The organism is Arthrobacter sp. RT-1 (assembly GCF_003367205.1).
Taxonomy (GTDB): Bacteria; Actinomycetota; Actinomycetes; order Actinomycetales; family Micrococcaceae; genus Arthrobacter.
On record NZ_QRGQ01000005.1, the window covers coordinates 12,823 to 29,096 of the forward strand.

Annotated in this window: 14 protein-coding genes, 1 tRNA gene and 1 riboswitch; of the genes, 12 read left to right on the forward strand and 3 right to left on the reverse strand. The window is 65.6% G+C overall.

Annotation, left to right across the window (positions count from 1 at the left end; translation table 11 throughout):
- Window positions 1-68 precede the first annotated feature (68 nt).
- The 4 genes from DXK94_RS05550 (at window position 69) to DXK94_RS05565 (ending at window position 4,240) form a co-directional block, all read left to right on the forward strand.
- Window positions 69-145 (forward strand) — tRNA-Thr (locus tag DXK94_RS05550).
- A 96-nt stretch (window positions 146-241) separates the two neighbouring features.
- Entirely contained in the window at window positions 242-664 is a 423-nt protein-coding gene (locus DXK94_RS05555; RefSeq protein ID WP_115524183.1) for a ChaB family protein, read from the forward strand.
- Between the two features lie 141 nt (window positions 665-805).
- The gene (locus tag DXK94_RS05560; protein WP_115524184.1) at window positions 806-2,974 is read left to right on the forward strand and encodes an elongation factor G-like protein EF-G2; all 2,169 of its coding nucleotides are present in this window, start codon (window positions 806-808) and stop codon (window positions 2,972-2,974) included.
- A gap of 12 nt (window positions 2,975-2,986) precedes the next feature.
- On the forward strand, window positions 2,987-4,240 hold the full coding sequence (locus DXK94_RS05565; protein WP_115524185.1) for an MFS transporter: 1,254 nt from the start codon (window positions 2,987-2,989) through the stop codon (window positions 4,238-4,240).
- 30 nt (window positions 4,241-4,270) lie between these two features.
- Here DXK94_RS05565 and DXK94_RS05570 read toward each other — a convergent pair whose 3' ends face one another.
- On the reverse strand, window positions 4,271-4,618 hold the full coding sequence (locus DXK94_RS05570; RefSeq protein WP_115524294.1) for a hypothetical protein: 348 nt from the start codon (window positions 4,616-4,618) through the stop codon (window positions 4,271-4,273).
- A gap of 141 nt (window positions 4,619-4,759) precedes the next feature.
- On the opposite strand from DXK94_RS05570, the gene DXK94_RS05575 reads away from it, so the two are divergent.
- From DXK94_RS05575 to DXK94_RS05585, 3 genes are all read left to right on the forward strand, one after another.
- Window positions 4,760-4,942: a hypothetical protein gene (locus tag DXK94_RS05575; RefSeq protein WP_115524186.1), complete on the forward strand. Its 183-nt coding sequence runs from the start codon at window positions 4,760-4,762 to the stop codon at window positions 4,940-4,942.
- 113 nt (window positions 4,943-5,055) lie between these two features.
- Window positions 5,056-5,358, forward strand: coding sequence for a DUF4193 domain-containing protein (locus tag DXK94_RS05580; RefSeq protein WP_079597890.1), 303 nt, complete (start codon window positions 5,056-5,058; stop codon window positions 5,356-5,358).
- Between the two features lie 273 nt (window positions 5,359-5,631).
- The gene (locus DXK94_RS05585) at window positions 5,632-6,183 is read left to right on the forward strand and encodes a hypothetical protein (protein WP_115524187.1); all 552 of its coding nucleotides are present in this window, start codon (window positions 5,632-5,634) and stop codon (window positions 6,181-6,183) included.
- Between the two features lie 107 nt (window positions 6,184-6,290).
- Here the strand turns inward: DXK94_RS05585 and DXK94_RS05590 are convergent, their stop codons facing one another.
- Window positions 6,291-7,844 (reverse strand): APC family permease, encoded by a 1,554-nt coding sequence (locus DXK94_RS05590; RefSeq protein ID WP_115524188.1) that lies wholly within the window; start codon window positions 7,842-7,844, stop codon window positions 6,291-6,293.
- A gap of 223 nt (window positions 7,845-8,067) precedes the next feature.
- Here DXK94_RS05590 and DXK94_RS05595 point away from each other — a divergent pair, with 223 nt between their 5' ends.
- On the forward strand, window positions 8,068-8,547 hold the full coding sequence (locus DXK94_RS05595; RefSeq protein WP_079597866.1) for a Dps family protein: 480 nt from the start codon (window positions 8,068-8,070) through the stop codon (window positions 8,545-8,547).
- A 100-nt stretch (window positions 8,548-8,647) separates the two neighbouring features.
- Here DXK94_RS05595 and DXK94_RS05600 read toward each other — a convergent pair whose 3' ends face one another.
- Complete coding sequence (locus tag DXK94_RS05600; RefSeq protein ID WP_079597865.1) at window positions 8,648-10,213, reverse strand: MFS transporter; 1,566 nt, start codon at window positions 10,211-10,213, stop codon at window positions 8,648-8,650.
- Between the two features lie 83 nt (window positions 10,214-10,296).
- Between DXK94_RS05600 and DXK94_RS05605 the strand changes: the two genes are divergently transcribed.
- The 4 genes from DXK94_RS05605 to gcvH all read left to right on the forward strand — a co-directional run bounded on the left by DXK94_RS05605 (window position 10,297) and on the right by gcvH (window position 16,243).
- Window positions 10,297-10,833 carry a TetR/AcrR family transcriptional regulator gene (locus DXK94_RS05605; protein ID WP_115524189.1) on the forward strand — a complete coding sequence of 179 codons (537 nt, stop codon included), beginning with the start codon at window positions 10,297-10,299 and terminating at the stop codon, window positions 10,831-10,833.
- Window positions 10,834-10,925: 92 nt separating this feature from the next.
- A riboswitch (glycine riboswitch) is annotated at window positions 10,926-11,023 on the forward strand.
- A gap of 184 nt (window positions 11,024-11,207) precedes the next feature.
- Window positions 11,208-14,084, forward strand: a complete 2,877-nt coding sequence (gene gcvP, locus DXK94_RS05610; protein ID WP_115524190.1) for an aminomethyl-transferring glycine dehydrogenase — start codon at window positions 11,208-11,210, stop codon at window positions 14,082-14,084.
- Between the two features lie 8 nt (window positions 14,085-14,092).
- Window positions 14,093-15,241, forward strand: a complete 1,149-nt coding sequence (gcvT, locus tag DXK94_RS05615; protein ID WP_115524191.1) for a glycine cleavage system aminomethyltransferase GcvT — start codon at window positions 14,093-14,095, stop codon at window positions 15,239-15,241.
- Between the two features lie 591 nt (window positions 15,242-15,832).
- Complete coding sequence (gene gcvH, locus DXK94_RS05620; RefSeq protein WP_115524192.1) at window positions 15,833-16,243, forward strand: glycine cleavage system protein GcvH; 411 nt, start codon at window positions 15,833-15,835, stop codon at window positions 16,241-16,243.
- Window positions 16,244-16,274: the final 31 nt, after the last annotated feature.

The window sequence follows — 16,274 nt, forward strand, 5'->3', positions numbered from 1 at the left end:
TTTTTACCAGCGGCGGGTGTTGGGCTACCCTTATCTAGCGCCGTTCAGGCGCCCGCCCGCAAGGGTGTGCCTCCTTAGCTCAGTTGGCCAGAGCACCGCTCTTGTAAAGCGGGGGTCGTCGGTTCGAATCCGACAGGGGGCTCCACTGCTTTCCGCACCCGTCCCGGGCGTATCCCTGAATCCGGCATTAAGCTGGTGTCATCCGAATGATCAGCCTGCTGATAAAAGGAGGACGGCTGCCATGCCCAAGACCGGCAAGAACGACCATGCCCGCAAGGATGAGCTTCCCTCGACCCTGCAGCGTTCCGAACAAAAAGCCCAGGATACGTTCGCCAAGACCTACGACTCCGCCCTCGAGTCCTACGATAACGACGAAGGCCGGGCCGCCCGGGCCGCGTACGCATCCCTGAAGCACAGCTACGAGAAGGTGGGCGACCACTGGGAGCCGAAGGAAAAGCGGGGCCCTTCGGACAAGCGTGCGGAGGAAGGCATTCAGTCCTCCGAACCCACCGCGGGCGGCGTCAACGCAAGTGCGTCCAAGGAGCACCTCTACAAGCTTGCCAAGGAGCTGGACGTCAAGGGCCGCTCGAAGATGGACAAGGACGAGCTGGTCAAGGCGCTCCAGAAGGCCAACGACTCCGCCACCCGCAAGGCAAGGAAGTAGCCCCGCCCGCAGTCGATCGCCCGGCAGGAAGGGAATGCCTGCGTCCAGGGCCGCCGGCGGTCTTGCCCTAATGCCGCCCAGGGTGTCGAATCAGAGGACACGTTAGGACGGGTTGCACGGCAAAGACGCCAGGAGGATCCCATGTCAGTAAAAGGCACCAAGGACTCAGCGAGGACACCCGGCGGCCGGAACGGAGCTGAGACACGCCGGGCGGATGCTTCTGCCGGGATCGCGGCCGAGGACCCCGCGCAGATCCGCAATATTGCGCTTGTAGGGCATTCCGGCGCGGGCAAAACCCTGCTGATCGAGGGCCTGTTGTCCGCCAACGGCATGATCACCCGCAAGGGATCCATCGCCGACGGGACCACCGTCAGCGATTCGGACCCCGCCGCGGTCCACCAGCAGCGGTCCGTGACGCTCTCGCTGGTGCCGCTGCTGATCGAAGACATCAAGGTCAACATCCTGGATACGCCGGGCTATCCCGATTTCATCGGCGAGATGCGTGCAGGGCTGCGGGCAGCGGACGCCGCCCTTTTTGTTGTCTCGGCCGTTGACGGGATCGACGCCACCACCACCGCCCTGTGGGGCGAGTGCGAGCAGGCGAGGCTGCCACGCGCCGTCGTGATCACCCGAATGGACCATCCGCGCGCAAATTACGACGTCGTCCTCGCCGAGTGCAGGAAAGCGTTCGGCGACGGCGTCCTGCCGCTCTACCTCCCGGTACGGTCCGGCGGGAACGTCACCAGCCTCCTGGGGCTGCTGTCCCGCACGGTCACCGACTACGCCTCCGGGGAGATTCCCGCCACGCGCGAGGGCACCGCCGACGAACTGGCGGCCGCGGAGGCAGCGCGCGGCGAGCTCATCGAGGGGATCATCGCCGAAAGCGAAGACGAGACGCTGATGGACCGTTACCTGGAAGGCGAGGACATCGATACCGGGGTCCTGGTTGACGACCTGGAAACCGCCGTCGCACGTGGGTCCTTCTTCCCTGTCATTCCGACGTCCGCGGTGACCGGCCTGGGTACGGCTGAGCTGCTGGAGGTGCTGGTGCGTGCGTTCCCGCCTCCCACCGAGGGGAGCCTGCCCGACGTGACGGACCTGGCGGGCAACCCGGTGGCATCGCTGGCCTGTGACCCGTCGGGACCGCTGGCGGCCGAGGTGGTGCGCACCTCCATCGACCCGTTCCTGGGCCGGATTTGCCTGGTCCGGGTGTTCTCCGGGACGCTGCGCGAGGACTCGCCGGTGCACGTTGGGGGCCACGGCCTGGCGGACCGCGGCCACCAGGACCACGACACCGACGAGCGCGTAACCCACATCTACTCCCCGCTCGGTGCCACCCTGCGGCCCGTGCCCTACTCCGTGGCCGGGGACATGTGTGCGCTGGCGAAACTGGGAAGCGCCGAGACGGGAGACACCATTTCATCGCGGGACAAGCCGCTCATGCTCACCACGTGGGAGATGCCCGAACCGCTGCTTCCGGTTGCTGTCGAAGCCGACTCCCGCAGCGACGAGGACGCACTTGCACGGAGCCTGGGCAAAATCGCGGCCGGCGATCCCACGCTGCGGGTGGAGAGGAACGCCGAAACGCACCAGCTGGTGCTGTGGTGCATGGGCGAGGCCCACGCTGACGTGGTGCTGGACAGGCTCCGGGAACAGGGCGTGAAGCTGCATACCGTGGAGGTGATAACTCCGCTTCGGGAAACATTCGCGGCACCGTCCGCCGGGCGTGGCCGCCACGTCAAGCAGTCCGGCGGCCACGGACAATATGCCGTCTGCGACATCGAAGTGGAACCACTGGACCGCGGCGCCGGTTTCGAGTTCGTGGACAAGACGGTGGGCGGCGTTATTCCGGGAACATTCATCCCGTCCGTGGAAAAGGGCGTCCGCGCGCAGATGGAGAAGGGCGTGTCCGCCGGATTCCCGGTGGTGGACGTCCGCGTGCGGCTGGTGGGCGGCAAGGCGCACAGCGTTGACTCGTCGGATGCAGCGTTCCAGGCGGCCGGGGCGCTGGCCCTGCGCGAGGCGGCGGCCGCAGGGAAAATCCAGCTGCTGGAACCGGTGTCGGAAGTGAGCATCACCGTGACGGACGAGCATGTGGGGTCTGTCATGAGCGACCTCTCCGGGCGCCGGGGCAGGCTTACCGGCACGAACTCGTCCGGGGACGGACTGACGGAAATCGCCGCAGAGGTGCCGGACCAGGAACTGCTGCGCTACGCCGTCGAACTTCGGGCACTGACCTCCGGAACAGGCCGGTTCACCCGCCGCTACCTGCGGCACGATCCTGTGCCCGCGAGCTACAGCCCGTCCTGAGCCGATAACGCCATGAACCCGGCGGCCCGGAAAATCGAGCGGGTCTACCTGACGCTGACGCTGGGCAACACCCTGGCGACATCGTTTATCTGGGGGATCAACACCCTCTTCCTGCTCGACGCCGGCCTCAGCAACCTGGAGGCCTTCGCCGCCAACGCCTTCTTCACCGCCGGCATGGTGCTCTTTGAGGTGCCCACGGGCGTGGTGGCCGACAGCTGGGGACGCCGCATCTCGTTCCTGCTGGGCACCATTACCCTGGCCGTTTCCACGTTCCTGTACTACCTGCTCTGGCAGATGTCGGCCCCGTTCCTGTGGTGGGCGGTGGTGTCCGTACTGCTCGGCCTGGGTTTCACCTTCTTTTCGGGGGCGGTGGAAGCCTGGCTGGTGGACGCCCTGCGGTTTTCCGGTTACGAAGGCGGGCTGGAAACGGTGCTCGGGCGCGGGCAGATGGTCAGCGGGGTGGCGATGCTCGCCGGTTCCGTGGCAGGCGGGGTGATCGCCCAGGCCACCAGCCTGGGCGTGCCGTTCCTGGTGCGCGTGGGCGTACTGGTGGCCATGTTCGCGGTGGCGTTCCTGCTGATGCGCGACGTCGGCTTCACGCCGGAGCGGTCACCGCACCCCCTGCGGGCCACCCGGACGGTCCTCAAAGCCTCGGTGGACGGCGGCCTGAAACATCCGCCCGTGCGGTACATCATGCTGGCCGCGCCGTTCACCGAAGGAGTGGGCTTCTACGTCTTTTACGCCCTGCAGCCGTACCTGCTGCAGCTCTTTGGGGATCCCCGGGCCTACGCTGTGGCTGGCCTGGCCGCTGCCATCGTGGCGGGAGCGGACATCGTGGGCGGATGGATGGCGCCGCGCATCCGAAAGCTGGTCCGGAAACGGACCACCGTGCTGATTGCCAGCAACGTGGTCAGCTCACTGATCCTGGTGGTGCTGCTGTTCACCAGCACGTTCTGGCTTGCCCTGGTGCTGCTGGCACTGTGGGCCGTGGTGGGCGCAGCAGGCACTCCCGTGCGGCAGGCCTACCTGAACGACATGATTGCCTCAAAACAGCGGGCAACCGTCCTCAGCTTCGACTCCCTGATGGGGTCAAGCGGCGGGGTAGTGGTGCAGCCGCTGCTCGGCCGCAGCGCAGACCTCTATGGCTATCCGGCGTCGCTCGCCGTGAGCGGTGTGGTGCAGGTGCTTGCCGCGCCGTTCATCCTGCTGAGCCGGCGGCAGCGCTCGCAGGCAGACACGGCATCTGACCTGACAGCAACACCCTAGTGGCTGCCTTGGTGCGGCGGTTGATGTGGTTCAGTCCGCGTCCATCAGCTCAAGCAGCTTCTTTGCTGCATCCCGGATGTCGTCGTGCCCGTACTGGGCAGCCCTGCTTTCCAAGGAGATGACGGCGCAGCGGTGGACTTTGCTGAAGTCGCCAAAGGGAAAGCTGACGCTGCCCTTGGTGCCGTCCGACTTTTCGTCGTCCCGCCCAAGGTGCCATTCCGCGAAGCTGCCAAAGCCGTGCTTGTCGATGAAGGCGTTTTCCTGGTCCGTGGAGGGAGCATGTTCGCTCCAGTCATCCCGGACATCACGTTCAACCTTGCCCGCCTTAATAAGCTCCCGGGCGTGGGCGAATGCAGTGCGGTTCAGCCGTGCCGCCATCATGGTTCCTTTCCTGCGGGTTCCGGCCGCCGGCAGCCGGAGGGCTTCCAGCGTAGGACCGCGCCGGGGAAACCGCCATGGTTAACGCCTGCGAGACCGCCGGGAAACGCGCCCACAACAATCACCGCATACCTTTCAGGGATGACAGCTGATTTCCTTGGCCGGCTCCGTGCATGGCTCACCGACACCTTCACCTATGAGTCCCCGGACGAGGCCGCCGATGCCATGGCCGACGCCATCCGCTGGGGCTGGCTTCCGGCCCTGAGCGGAGTGGCGGTCGGGGCGGGGCACGCCCGCGCGCACCATACTGGCCAGGAGCTCTAACCCCGCGTGCTGTCTGCTTGCACACACTCTTGCGTCCGTTACGGGATCATGCCCTAAACTGCTTCACTGAGGTGCCTGAGATGGCGCTGCGCAGCAACGAAAGTGAACACGCTATGGCTACCGATTACGATGCTCCACGCAAGCAGGAAGAAGAGACTCCGGCGGACTCGCTCGAGGCCCTTCAGGCATCACGTGGCGGCAACGCCCAGACCGCGGTCATTGACCTTGACGAGAATGACACTGCTGAAGGCATTGACCTGCCCGGCGCCGACCTTTCCAACGAGGAACTGACGGTCATCGTTGTTCCTGAGCAGTCCGATGAATTTACCTGCTCGTCATGCTTTTTGGTCCGCCACCGTTCCCAGGTTGCGCGGGAAAAGAACGGCATGAAGTACTGCCGCGACTGCGAAGGCTAGGCCTCCAGTACGAAGCCCGGCGCCGGCACCCTCCCAGGGTGGCCGGCGCTTCTTCGTCTCCCGCCGGCGTCGTTACCAGCGGTAACGGGCGGATGCAGAAAGGGCACCAAAAGGGTCAAGAAAGGCCGAAATCCGCCCCTCGTTTTATGGCGGCGTGATGCGCGCGGGAGCACCCTAACGGTTGCGCGCCGAAGCGGCCACAGCCCTCGTTTCGGGGCCTTGACGCTCCTAGGCTTGACCTATCCAATCGCTCCTTCCATGGGTGGCACCACAATGAAAAAACTCTCCATCTGGCTCACGGCTATCCTCATGGCCGTTGGGCTGGGACTCCTGGTTCCGGGGCCCGCCTCGGCAACCACATCGTATTGCGGGCTGGGCTGGGGATCCCTGGCTAAAACCAGTGAAAACCCCACCACCGCATCCGTCACCAACATCCGGACTGGGCAGCACTACTGCTTTGACCGGATGGTGGTGGACCTTAATGGCCCGGCCGCCGGGTACACCGTGCGTTACGTACCGCGGATTGTCCAGGACGGGTCCGGCTTTACCGTCCCGGTCCGTGGCGGCGCACGGCTGCAGGTCACTCTCACAGCGCCGGCCTACGACAACAACAGCGGCAGGCCCACGTATGAGCCCCGCAACCAGGCAGAACTTGCCAACGTTGCGGGTTACCAGACCTTCCGCCAGGTTGCCTGGGCCGGAAGCTTTGAAGGCTACACCAACGTTGGCCTGGGCGTCCGTGCCCGCCTGCCGTTCCGGGTTTTCACCCTGGACGGTCCGGGTGCCGGCTCCCGCCTTGTGATTGACGTAGCGCACTTCTGGTGACATCGGGCCGGCTGCCCAAGGCCGGCACACAACTGAAAGGTGCCGTGCCCCCGGATCGCGGGGGCACGGCACCGTTTGTGCGCGGGCAGTGCCGTGGAGGCCTTGGCCTACTCCGGAACTACAAGTGCGGGGGTGTCCCGCTTCAGGGTCTCGCCCCGGAAGAAGCCGGGCCGGACCCGGGCCATGATGAGCATGAACACGGCGCCAAGGGCCAGGATCCCGATGCCCAGGATAAAGACCAGCCCCACGCCGAACACCTCGGAACCGCTGCCGAACTCGGGGGCGAGGCTGTCCACGGCGGTCTGGCCGAACACCACGAACAGGCCTACTCCGCCGAGCACCGGGCACAGGAGCCGCAGGACGAAGTTGCGGACGCTGCTGAAGACGCTGTTCCGGAAGTACCAGGCGCAGGCCAGGGCGGTCAGCCCGTAGTAGAAGCAGATCATCAGGCCCAGGGCCAGGATGGTGTCATTGAGGACGTTTTCACTGACCACGTGCATCACTGCGTAGAACCCCGCCGACATGACGCCCGCCGCGATGGTGGCGAAGCCCGGCGTCGCGAACTTCCTGCTGACCCGGCTGAACGGCTCCGGCAGGGCACCGTAGTGGCCCATCGCCAGCAGGCTGCGCGACGGCGACATGAACGTGGACTGCAGGGACGCGGCGGAGCTGGACAGCACTGCAAGGGACATCAGGATGGCGAAGGGGCCCATGATGGGGGAGGCCAGGGCCGTGAAGATGTTCTCGTGGATTTCGGTATTGTTCAGGCCGTTGCCGGTATCGCCCACGCCGGCGAACATCATGGTGGCGATGCTGACCAGCAGGTAGATGGCCAGGACGATGACGGCGGTGAGGGTGCCGGCCAGGCCGGAGGTCTTCTTGCCGTTCGCCGTTTCCTCGTTCACGGTGAGGCAGACGTCCCAGCCCCAGTACACGAAGATGGACAACGAAATCCCAGCCGCAATCTGGCCGAAGGTTTCAATCTTGGTGACATCGAACCATTCCCAGCTGAAAGGGATGGCCGTTTCAGAGCTGGACCAGTTGGCGAACGCCATGGCCACGAACAGGCCCAGCACCAGCAGCTGGAACCCCACCAGGCCGTACTGCACCAGTTTGGTGGTATGCAGCCCGCGGTAGCTGACCCAGACGGCCAGGGCCACGAATACAAAGCAGGTCAGCACGTTCAAGGCTTTGTTGGCCGCCAGGTCTGCCAGTTCCGGGGCTCCGGTGAGCTGCGACAGGAAGAGGTAGAAGAAATCGACGGCAACGCCGGCAAGGTTGGACAGCACGATGATGTTGGCGGCCAGCAGGCCCCAGCCGCCCATCCAGCCCACCCAGGGTCCGAAGGCCTTGGTGACCCACGTGAACGTGGTCCCGCTGTCCGGGGAGTCGGCGTTGAGCTCCCGATAGGCGAGCGAGACCAGGATCATGGGAATGAAACCGATCAGGAAGATGACGGGCAGCTGGAGTCCGGCTTCGTTGACGGTGGGGCCCAGTGCGCTGGTGAGGGTGTAGGCCGGGGCAATGGTGGAAATGCCAAGGACGACGACGGCGAGGAGCCCGAGCTGCCCGCCTTTCAGTCCTTTGGCGGTGATGCCGGCGGCGGAATTGTTGCTGCTGGGGCCGGGGGAGGGCGTGCTGGTGCGGATTGTCTCTGTCATGGCACCACTTTCTGGGAAGACATTATGACGAAGGTCACTATATGAATGGCGTTCATTTAGTATGAGGGTGCGGAGCTGCCTGCGCAAGGGGAAATATGAATCCCGTTCGTTTATGTCCCTTCAGCGCAAATTAGTAAGCTCACTGAGAAACTGCCCCCGTCCCCGCCGCCGCGCTCTGCGGGGGCTGGTAGGTTCGGGATTACTGGACCAATGAGGAGGACGCATGAAAGCTTCACCGACACTGACCAACAATTTGCAGGCCGTGCTCACGGACCTGATCGAACTGCACCTCCAGGGCAAGCAGGCCCACTGGAACATTGTGGGTACCAACTTCCGGGACCTGCATCTTCAGCTGGATGAAATCGTGGACGCAGCGCGCCAGTTCGCCGATGACACGGCGGAGCGCATGCGTGCACTGCACGCGCTTCCGGACGGCCGCAGCTCCACGGTTGCCGAAGCCACCAGCCTGGCGCAGTTCCCCGAGGGCCTGATCAGCACCAAGGACGCCATTGAGCGGATCGTCGCAGCCCTTGAGGCTGCCGTGGGAACCATGCGAAAGGTCCACGACGAGGTGGATGAGGAAGATCCCACCAGTGCCGACCTGCTGCATGAGTTCATCGCCAAGCTGGAGCAGTTTGCCTGGATGGTGAACGCCGAAACAATGAAGCCCACCGCCAGCGTCACCGCCCCGGACGCCAAGTAGCCCCGCGGGATCAGGCAACAGTCAACAAGGCGCCCGGCGTCGGAGCAATGCTCCGGCGCCGGGCGCCTTTTCGCTGTCTGGTCTGATGTTGCGCGCCGCCTTAGACGGCCTTGGGCACTTTGCGGAGCACGACGGCGGCGAGCACTGCCGCGGTCGCCATCAGTACCAGCCCAATGGCGGCCGTGATGTGAACCCCCGAGTTGAAGGCTGCGGCCGCGGTGTCCCGGACGGCGTCCGCCAGGGGAGCGGGCAGTGCTGAGGCAACTTCCATGGCGCCGGCGAGCGTTTCGCCGGCGTTGTGCGCGGCGGAGGGCGGCGCGGCTTCCAGCAGTCCGGCCGGCAGCCGGAGGTTGTGCTGGTAGGAGGCTGTCAGGATGGAGCCCAGTACCGCCGTGCCCAGGAGCGAACCCACCTCGTAGCCCGTCTCGGAAATCGCTGCCGCCGCACCCGACTTCTCGGGCGGTGCAGCACCCAGGATGAGGTCGTTGGAAATGGTCTCGGCAGTGCCCACGCCCAGGGCAAGGATCAGGAGGGCCGCCAACAGGAGTGCCGGGCCGCCGCTGTGGTTGCCGAAGGTGACAAGGCTGTAGCCGGCGGCGCTGAAGGCCAGTCCTGTTCCCACCACGAATCCGGGCCGCACCCGCCGGACGAGCGGCACGACGACCAGGCCTGCCACTACCGTGGCCACCAGTGCCGGGATCATCGCAATCCCCGCAGAGGAGGGAGACATGCCCTCGAGGAGCTGCAGGTGCTGGGCCAGGAAGAGGATAAAGCCGTTGAACGAAAACAGGGCCAGGACGTTGGCCGCGATGGCCATGCTGAACACCCTGTTCCGGAACAGGGACATGTCCAGGAGCGGGTTCGCCAGCGTCAGCTGCCGGCGCACAAAGACGGCTGCCATCACCAGCCCGAACACCATGCTGCCCAGGCCTGCCGGTCCCGGCCCCTCGGTGGCAATGTCCTTGATTCCGTAAACCACCGGAACCATGACCAGCAGGGAGAGCAGGATGCTGGGAACGTCCACCTTCCCCGGCGACGGGTCCTTCGATTCCGGAATGAACACAGGTCCGAAGGCCAGAAGGGGCAGCATGAGGGGAACGGCGACGAGGAAGACCGCGCCCCACCAGAACTGCTCCACCAGCCAGCCGCCGAAGATTGGTCCCAGGGCGGCGCCCCCTGAGAACCCTGCAGCCCAGATGGCGACGGCCAGCCGGCGGCGGTTGGGCTCCGGGAAGATGTTGCGGATCAGCGACAGCGTGGAGGGCATCAGCATGGCGCCGAAGAATCCCAGGGATGCGCGGCCGGCGATCAGCCACTCCGGGCTCGGTGCGAAGGCGGTGGCGGCGGACAGTGCGGCAAAGCCGATGCTGCCGGTGATCAGCAGCTTCCTGCGGCCGATGCGGTCGCCCAGGCTTCCCATGGACACCAGCAGTCCTGCAAGGACCAGCGGATACGCATCCACGATCCACAGGAGCTGGACTCCGGAGGGGTCCAGTGAGCCTGCGATGGCTGGCAGGGCAAACGTCAGCGCGGTGTTGTCCACCGCGACCAGCAGCACCGGGAACATCAGCAGGCCCAGGGCAAGCCAGTCACGCCACGGCGCCCGGGAAAGCGGACTGCCGGAAGCAGATGCAGAGGTCCTGGTGGTGCCAGCGGAAATGGTCATGCCATAACTGTACCGTCTGGACGGTATAGTTACGAACCGCTGGGTTTGAGGAATGATGCATGGAGGAAGGCATGATTAGAGGCATGCCCCGCAAGCCCGTAGCCCGCGACGCCGTACTTGACGCCTTTGAAACCCTTCTGATCGACGTGGGGGAGCGTGCAGCCACCCTTGACGCCGTCGCGGCGAAGGCCGGGGTTTCCAAGGGCGGCCTGCTCTACCACTTTCCAAACAAGGAAGCCCTGATCCAGGTGCTGCTGGACCGGCTGGACGAACTGGCCGGAGCCGACGCCGATGCCATGGCCAAGGCGGAGGAGGGGGCCGCGGCATACTTCATCAGGTCCTCCGTCTGGGCTGACACCCCGCTGGACCGGGCAATCGTCGCCGCGACCCGGCTCGCAGAAGTGGCGCACGAGGAAACGCGCCGCCGCTTCGCCGCCATCCAGCAGCGCTGGCTGGACGAGATCGCCGCCGATGTGGGCCCGGCACTGGCCAAAGCAGTGCTCTACATGGGGGACGGGCTCTACTTCAATGCCATGTTGGCCGTCGGCCCCGTTCCGGAAGGCGGAGCCGCCGCGGATGTGGACAATCTCCTTGCTGCCCTGGAGCGCCTGCGCAGGTAGGCCGCCATTTGCCCCAGGGGCTGCGGCGTAGGACAATTGGAGGCTGTGAAGGCCCTCACCGGCCGTTCTCAGCAATCCAAATGAATAGCCTTTGATCTGCGGCGGGAGAGTTCTGCCGAAAGTACAAGCAGGCGCCGTAGGAGCAAACCCTCCCCAGGAATCTCACAGGCCCATGTACCGCCGCGGCGAGGCACCTCTGGAAAGCAGCAGGCAGTCCGCCTGGGCCGTCCCGGCTACGGGAGACCAAGGACTGTTGTGCTCACCGACGGTGCAAGCGGGGCCATGCGCAAGCACGGCAACGCGGAAACTCTCAGGTCCAATACAGAGCGGGGAGGAACCCGAATCGATGTGGCGTACCCTGCGCCACCTGAATTATGGAGTTCCTCGTGACCGTATCTCCGGCCTCCGCCTCCCTGGCCTCAGCTGCCACCTTCGTTGACCGTCATATTGGCGCACGGCGCCAGGCCGACGTCGACGCCATGTTGAAAGCCGTCGGCTTCGACACCGTGGACGCCCTGGTTGATACGGCGGTCCCCAAGGACATCCGTCAGGAAACCCCGCTGAAACTGTCCGCGGCCCTGAGCGAGGTGGAAGCGCTCGCCGAACTGCGCAAGCTGGCAGCCAAGAACAGGACGGCCGTGCAGATGATCGGCCAGGGCTACTTCGACACGGTGACCCCGCCCGTGATCCGCCGCAACATCCTGGAATCCCCGGCCTGGTACACGGCCTACACCCCGTACCAGCCTGAAATTTCGCAGGGCCGGCTTGAGGCGCTGCTGAACTTCCAAACCATGGTCCAGGACCTCGTTGGCCTGCCCATCGCCAACGCGTCCCTGCTCGATGAAGCCACCGCCGTGGCCGAAGCGGTACTCATGATGCGCCGCGCGAACAAGAACAAGGACGCCAGGGATGGCAAGACCGTCCTGGACGCGGACTGCCTGCCGCAGACCATCGCGATCGTGAAGGGCCGCGCTGAGGCGCTCGGCTTCGAGGTTGAAATTGCCGACCTGTCCGCGGGCCTGCCGGACGGTGCCATCAACGGCGTCGTGCTGCAGCAGCCCGGCGTTTCGGGCCGCGTCTTCGACCACTCCGCCGTTATCGCTGAGGCCAAGGAACGCGGCGCGCTCGTGACCGTCGCGGCTGACCTCTTGGCGCTGACCCTGATCACCCCGCCGGGGGAGCAGGGCGCCGATATCGCCGTCGGCTCGGCCCAGCGTTTTGGCGTCCCGCTGTTCTTCGGCGGCCCGCACGCCGCGTACATGGCGGTCCAGAAGGGGCTCGAGCGCTCCATGCCCGGCCGCCTGGTGGGCGTGTCCAAGGACGACGCCGGTGTCCCCGCCTACCGGCTTGCGCTGCAGACCCGCGAACAGCACATCCGGCGCGAGAAGGCGACGTCGAACATTTGCACCGCGCAGGCCCTGCTGGCCATTGTTGCGTCGATGTACGCCGTTTACCACGGCCCCGAGGGGCTGAAGGCGATCGCCCAGACCGCCAACCGCCATGCCCGCACGCTGGCTGCTTCCCTGAAGGCTGCCGGGGCAGAGGTTCTGCACACCTCCTTCTTTGACACCGTCACCGTCCGCGTGCCCGGCAGGGCTGCCGAAATCGTTGCGGCCGCCGAGGCCAAGGGCATCAACCTGCGGGGCATCGACGCCGACACCGTGGGCATCTCCGTTGATGAAACCACCACGACGGCGGTCGTCGCCGATGTCGTTTCCGTCTTCGGCGCCGAAGCGGTCGGATCCACAGGCAGTTTTGCGCTGGACCCCGCCGTCGAACGCTCCAGCGGCTACCTGCAGCACCCGGTGTTCAACACGCACCGCTCCGAGACCCAGCTGCTGCGTTACATCCGGAAGCTGTCCGACCGGGACCTGGCGCTGGACCGCACCATGATCCCGCTGGGTTCGTGCACCATGAAGCTAAACGCCACCGCGGAGATGGAAGCCATTTCCTGGCCGGAGTTCGCCTCGATCCACCCGTTCGCCCCGGACTCGCAGACCGAGGGCTGGCGTGAACTGATTGCTGACCTCGAGGCGCAGCTGACCGAGATCACCGGCTACGACCAGGTGTCCATCCAGCCCAACGCCGGATCCCAGGGTGAACTCGCAGGCCTGCTCGCGATCCGCGGCTACCACCTGTCACGCGGTGACGAGCAGCGCAATGTCTGCCTGATCCCGGCCTCCGCGCACGGCACCAACGCTGCCTCCGCCGTCCTGGCCGGCATGAAGGTTGTGGTGGTGGCCACCGCCGCCGACGGAACTATCGACCACGCGGACCTGTACGCCAAGATCGACGCGCACAAGGACGCCCTTTCGGCGATCATGATCACCTACCCCTCCACCCACGGTGTGTACGACGCAGACGTCCGCGAGGTCTGCGACGCCATCCACGCGGCCGGCGGCCAGGTCTACATCGACGGTGCCAACCTCAACGCCCTGGTCGGGCTGGCCCAACCCGGCAAGTTCGGCGGCGACGTATCACACCTGAACCTGCACAAGACCTTCTGCATCCCGCACGGCGGCGGCGGCCCCGGCGTCGGACCGGTCGCAGCAAAAGCACACCTCGCACCCTTCATGCCCGGCGACGCGGCGTCGTGGACCGAAGGCAACGACGTACCGATTTCCGCGTCCCGCTTCGGCTCCGCAGGCGTGCTGCCGATTTCGTGGGCATATGTGAAGCTGATGGGCGGCGAGGGCCTGACCGAGGCCACGAAGTCCGCGCTGCTGGCCGCAAACTACATCGCCTCCCGCCTCAACGAACACTTCCCCGTCCTCTACACCGGTGAAGGCGGACTTGTGGCGCACGAGTGCATCCTTGACCTCCGCGAGCTCACTGCGAAGACCGGCGTCACGGCCGAGGATGTGGCCAAGCGCCTCATCGACTTCGGCTTCCACGCCCCCACCCTCGCGTTCCCTGTCGCCGGCACCCTGATGGTGGAACCCACCGAGTCCGAGGACCTCGCCGAGATGGACCGCTTCATCGAAGCCATGATCACCATCCGGCACGAAATCGACCAGGTGGCGAACGGCGACTTCACCGTCGCCGATTCGCCGCTGCGCCGCGCACCCCACACGGCAGCCGCCGTCGTATCTTCCGACTGGGACCGCGCCTACCCGCGGGAACAGGCCGCCTTCCCGGTCCACCACCTCAAGCAGGACAAGTACTTCCCGCCTGTGGGCAGGATCGACGGCGCAGCCGGGGACCGCAACCTCATCTGCTCCTGCCCGCCGCTTGAAGACTTCGAGAACTAAGGACCAGCATGCCTGAGAAGTACACCGCTCTCTACGACGAGCACAAAAAACTGGGTGCATCCTTCACGGACTTCGGCGGCTGGCAGATGCCGCTTAAATACAGCTCAGAACTGGCTGAACACCACGCCGTCCGCAAGAGCGCGGGGCTGTTCGACCTGTCCCACATGGGTGAGGTCTGGGTGACCGGCCCCGATGCGGCCGCGTTCCTGGACTACGCCCTGGTGGGCAGGATCTCCGCCATGCCGGTGGGCAAAGCCAAGTACTCGCTGATCTGCAACGAGGACGGCGGCATCATCGACGACCTCATCACCTACCGGCGCCCGGCAGCACCGGACGGGACCGACGTGTTCCTGGTGGTCCCCAACGCCGGCAACGCAGCAGTGGTGGCCGCGGCGCTGGCAGAACGGGCCGCCAGCTTCGATGTCGAGGTCCGGGATGCCTCCGCAGCGACATCTCTGATCGCAGTCCAGGGCCCGAAAGCACAGGAGCTGCTGCTCCGGCTGGTGCCCGCCGCGAACCACAGCGCCGTCACGGAGCTGAAGTACTACGCCGCCGTGGAGGTGCCGTTCCTGGTGGCCGGCACAGGGCAAGAACTCCTGCTGGCCCGCACCGGGTACACCGGCGAGGACGGGTTCGAGATCTTCGTGGCCAACGACGCCGCGGCCGCCCTCTGGCAGGCACTCATCGCCATCGCCGACGAAGGTGAGCTCAGTCCCGCCGGGCTGGCATGCCGGGACTCCCTGCGCCTTGAAGCCGGGATGCCGCTGTACGGCAACGAACTGTCCCAGCAGGGTGACCCGTTCGCCGCCGGGCTGGGCCCGGTCGTCGCGCTCTCCAAGGAAGGCGACTTCGTGGGCAAGGCAGCCCTGGCAGCCAAGAAGGAAGCCGGCGCCGGCACCACCACCGGCCGCCGCCTGGTAGGACTCAAGGGCCTGGGCCGCCGCGCCGGCCGCGCCCACTACCCGGTCCTCAAAGACGGTGTCACCGTCGGCGAGGTGACCTCCGGCCAGCCCTCACCCACCCTCGGCTACCCCGTCGCCATGGCCTACGTCGACGTCGAACACACCGCACCCGGCACGGCCCTGGACATCGACCTCCGCGGCAAGGCAGAGCCCTTCGAAGTCGTCGAACTGCCGTTCTACAAGCGCTCAAAGTAGCCGCGCGTCCTGGCCCGGTCCGGGCTGCCAGGCCGGACTTTTCACGCGTGCTGCTCCTTCGTCGCTTTGACGCACGCTTTCGAAAAGCCCGGCCAGCCAGCCCTCGGAGGCAGGTTCCCCACTGCAGGGGCCCACGCCGTCAGGGTTCCCTGGCCGAGCTTGCGAGGTTAGGGAGACGGTGGGGAGCACGCTGCCGGAGGCCGCACCCGAAGGGGCCCCTGAACGTCACCTTGGGCTTTTGCGTGCGTGCTTTGTTGGCGCTGGGTGAACCGCTAAGTTCTGGGGATGGGCCGAGTCCTCTGCGGCCCTGGGTGGAGGACTGCCCAATTTTTTAGGAAGTCCCGCCTGCCGTTGGTTCATTCGTTCTTCCGGACCACCCGCCTCGACACGGATTGAAGATGTGCGGTTGGGCAGGGTGTTGTTGCCTTGGAACTGTTGCGCTCTCAAAGGTGACCTGATGTGGGAGGGGCCGCGGTATCCGGCAGCGTGCGTCAAAGCGACGAAGGAGCAGCATGCAGAGGATGCCGGGGCCACTCCACCCAACCCAGCCACCAAAGAGTTTCGCCAGACAAATTACGTAAGGAAAAAGAGATGCCCAAAGTAGCCGCTGAACTTCAGTATTCCGACGAGCATGAGTGGGTGGCCCGGGAGGGTGGGAACGTTGTGGCTGTGGGGATTTCCGCCGTCGCGACGGATGCCCTCGGCGACATCGTGTACGTGGACCTGCCCGAGATTGGTTCCATGGTGACCGCGGGGGAGACCTGCGGCGAGGTGGAATCCACGAAGTCCGTCTCTGATTTGTACGCCCCGGTATCCGGCGAAGTTGTGGAAACCAACCCGGCCGTCGTGGACGATCCTGCCCTGATCAACAACGATCCCTACGGCGCAGGCTGGCTCTTCAAAGTGGCAGCGGAGTCCGAAGGCCCGTTGCTGTCCGCGCAGGAATACGCGTCGAAAAACGGCGGCGACCTGGACGGCGCCGACGGGGTTGCAAGCGCGTAGCGTTGAACCGGAAGAACAGTCAGCTACCTCC

Excerpts from the sequence above, each read along its gene's own strand:
- DXK94_RS05555 (WP_115524183.1), top strand. The coding sequence starts at position 242 with ATGCCCAAGACCGGCAAGAACGACCATGCCCGCAAGGATGAGCTTCCC.
- DXK94_RS05560 (WP_115524184.1), top strand. The coding sequence starts at position 806 with ATGTCAGTAAAAGGCACCAAGGACTCAGCGAGGACACCCGGCGGCCGG.
- DXK94_RS05565 (WP_115524185.1), top strand. The coding sequence starts at position 2,987 with ATGAACCCGGCGGCCCGGAAAATCGAGCGGGTCTACCTGACGCTGACG.
- DXK94_RS05570 (WP_115524294.1), bottom strand. The coding sequence starts at position 4,618 with ATGGCGGCACGGCTGAACCGCACTGCATTCGCCCACGCCCGGGAGCTT.
- DXK94_RS05575 (WP_115524186.1), top strand. The coding sequence starts at position 4,760 with ATGACAGCTGATTTCCTTGGCCGGCTCCGTGCATGGCTCACCGACACC.
- DXK94_RS05580 (WP_079597890.1), top strand. The coding sequence starts at position 5,056 with ATGGCTACCGATTACGATGCTCCACGCAAGCAGGAAGAAGAGACTCCG.
- DXK94_RS05585 (WP_115524187.1), top strand. The coding sequence starts at position 5,632 with ATGAAAAAACTCTCCATCTGGCTCACGGCTATCCTCATGGCCGTTGGG.
- DXK94_RS05590 (WP_115524188.1), bottom strand. The coding sequence starts at position 7,844 with ATGACAGAGACAATCCGCACCAGCACGCCCTCCCCCGGCCCCAGCAGC.
- DXK94_RS05595 (WP_079597866.1), top strand. The coding sequence starts at position 8,068 with ATGAAAGCTTCACCGACACTGACCAACAATTTGCAGGCCGTGCTCACG.
- DXK94_RS05600 (WP_079597865.1), bottom strand. The coding sequence starts at position 10,213 with ATGACCATTTCCGCTGGCACCACCAGGACCTCTGCATCTGCTTCCGGC.
- DXK94_RS05605 (WP_115524189.1), top strand. The coding sequence starts at position 10,297 with ATGCCCCGCAAGCCCGTAGCCCGCGACGCCGTACTTGACGCCTTTGAA.
- gcvP (WP_115524190.1), top strand. The coding sequence starts at position 11,208 with ATGGAGTTCCTCGTGACCGTATCTCCGGCCTCCGCCTCCCTGGCCTCA.
- gcvT (WP_115524191.1), top strand. The coding sequence starts at position 14,093 with ATGCCTGAGAAGTACACCGCTCTCTACGACGAGCACAAAAAACTGGGT.
- gcvH (WP_115524192.1), top strand. The coding sequence starts at position 15,833 with ATGCCCAAAGTAGCCGCTGAACTTCAGTATTCCGACGAGCATGAGTGG.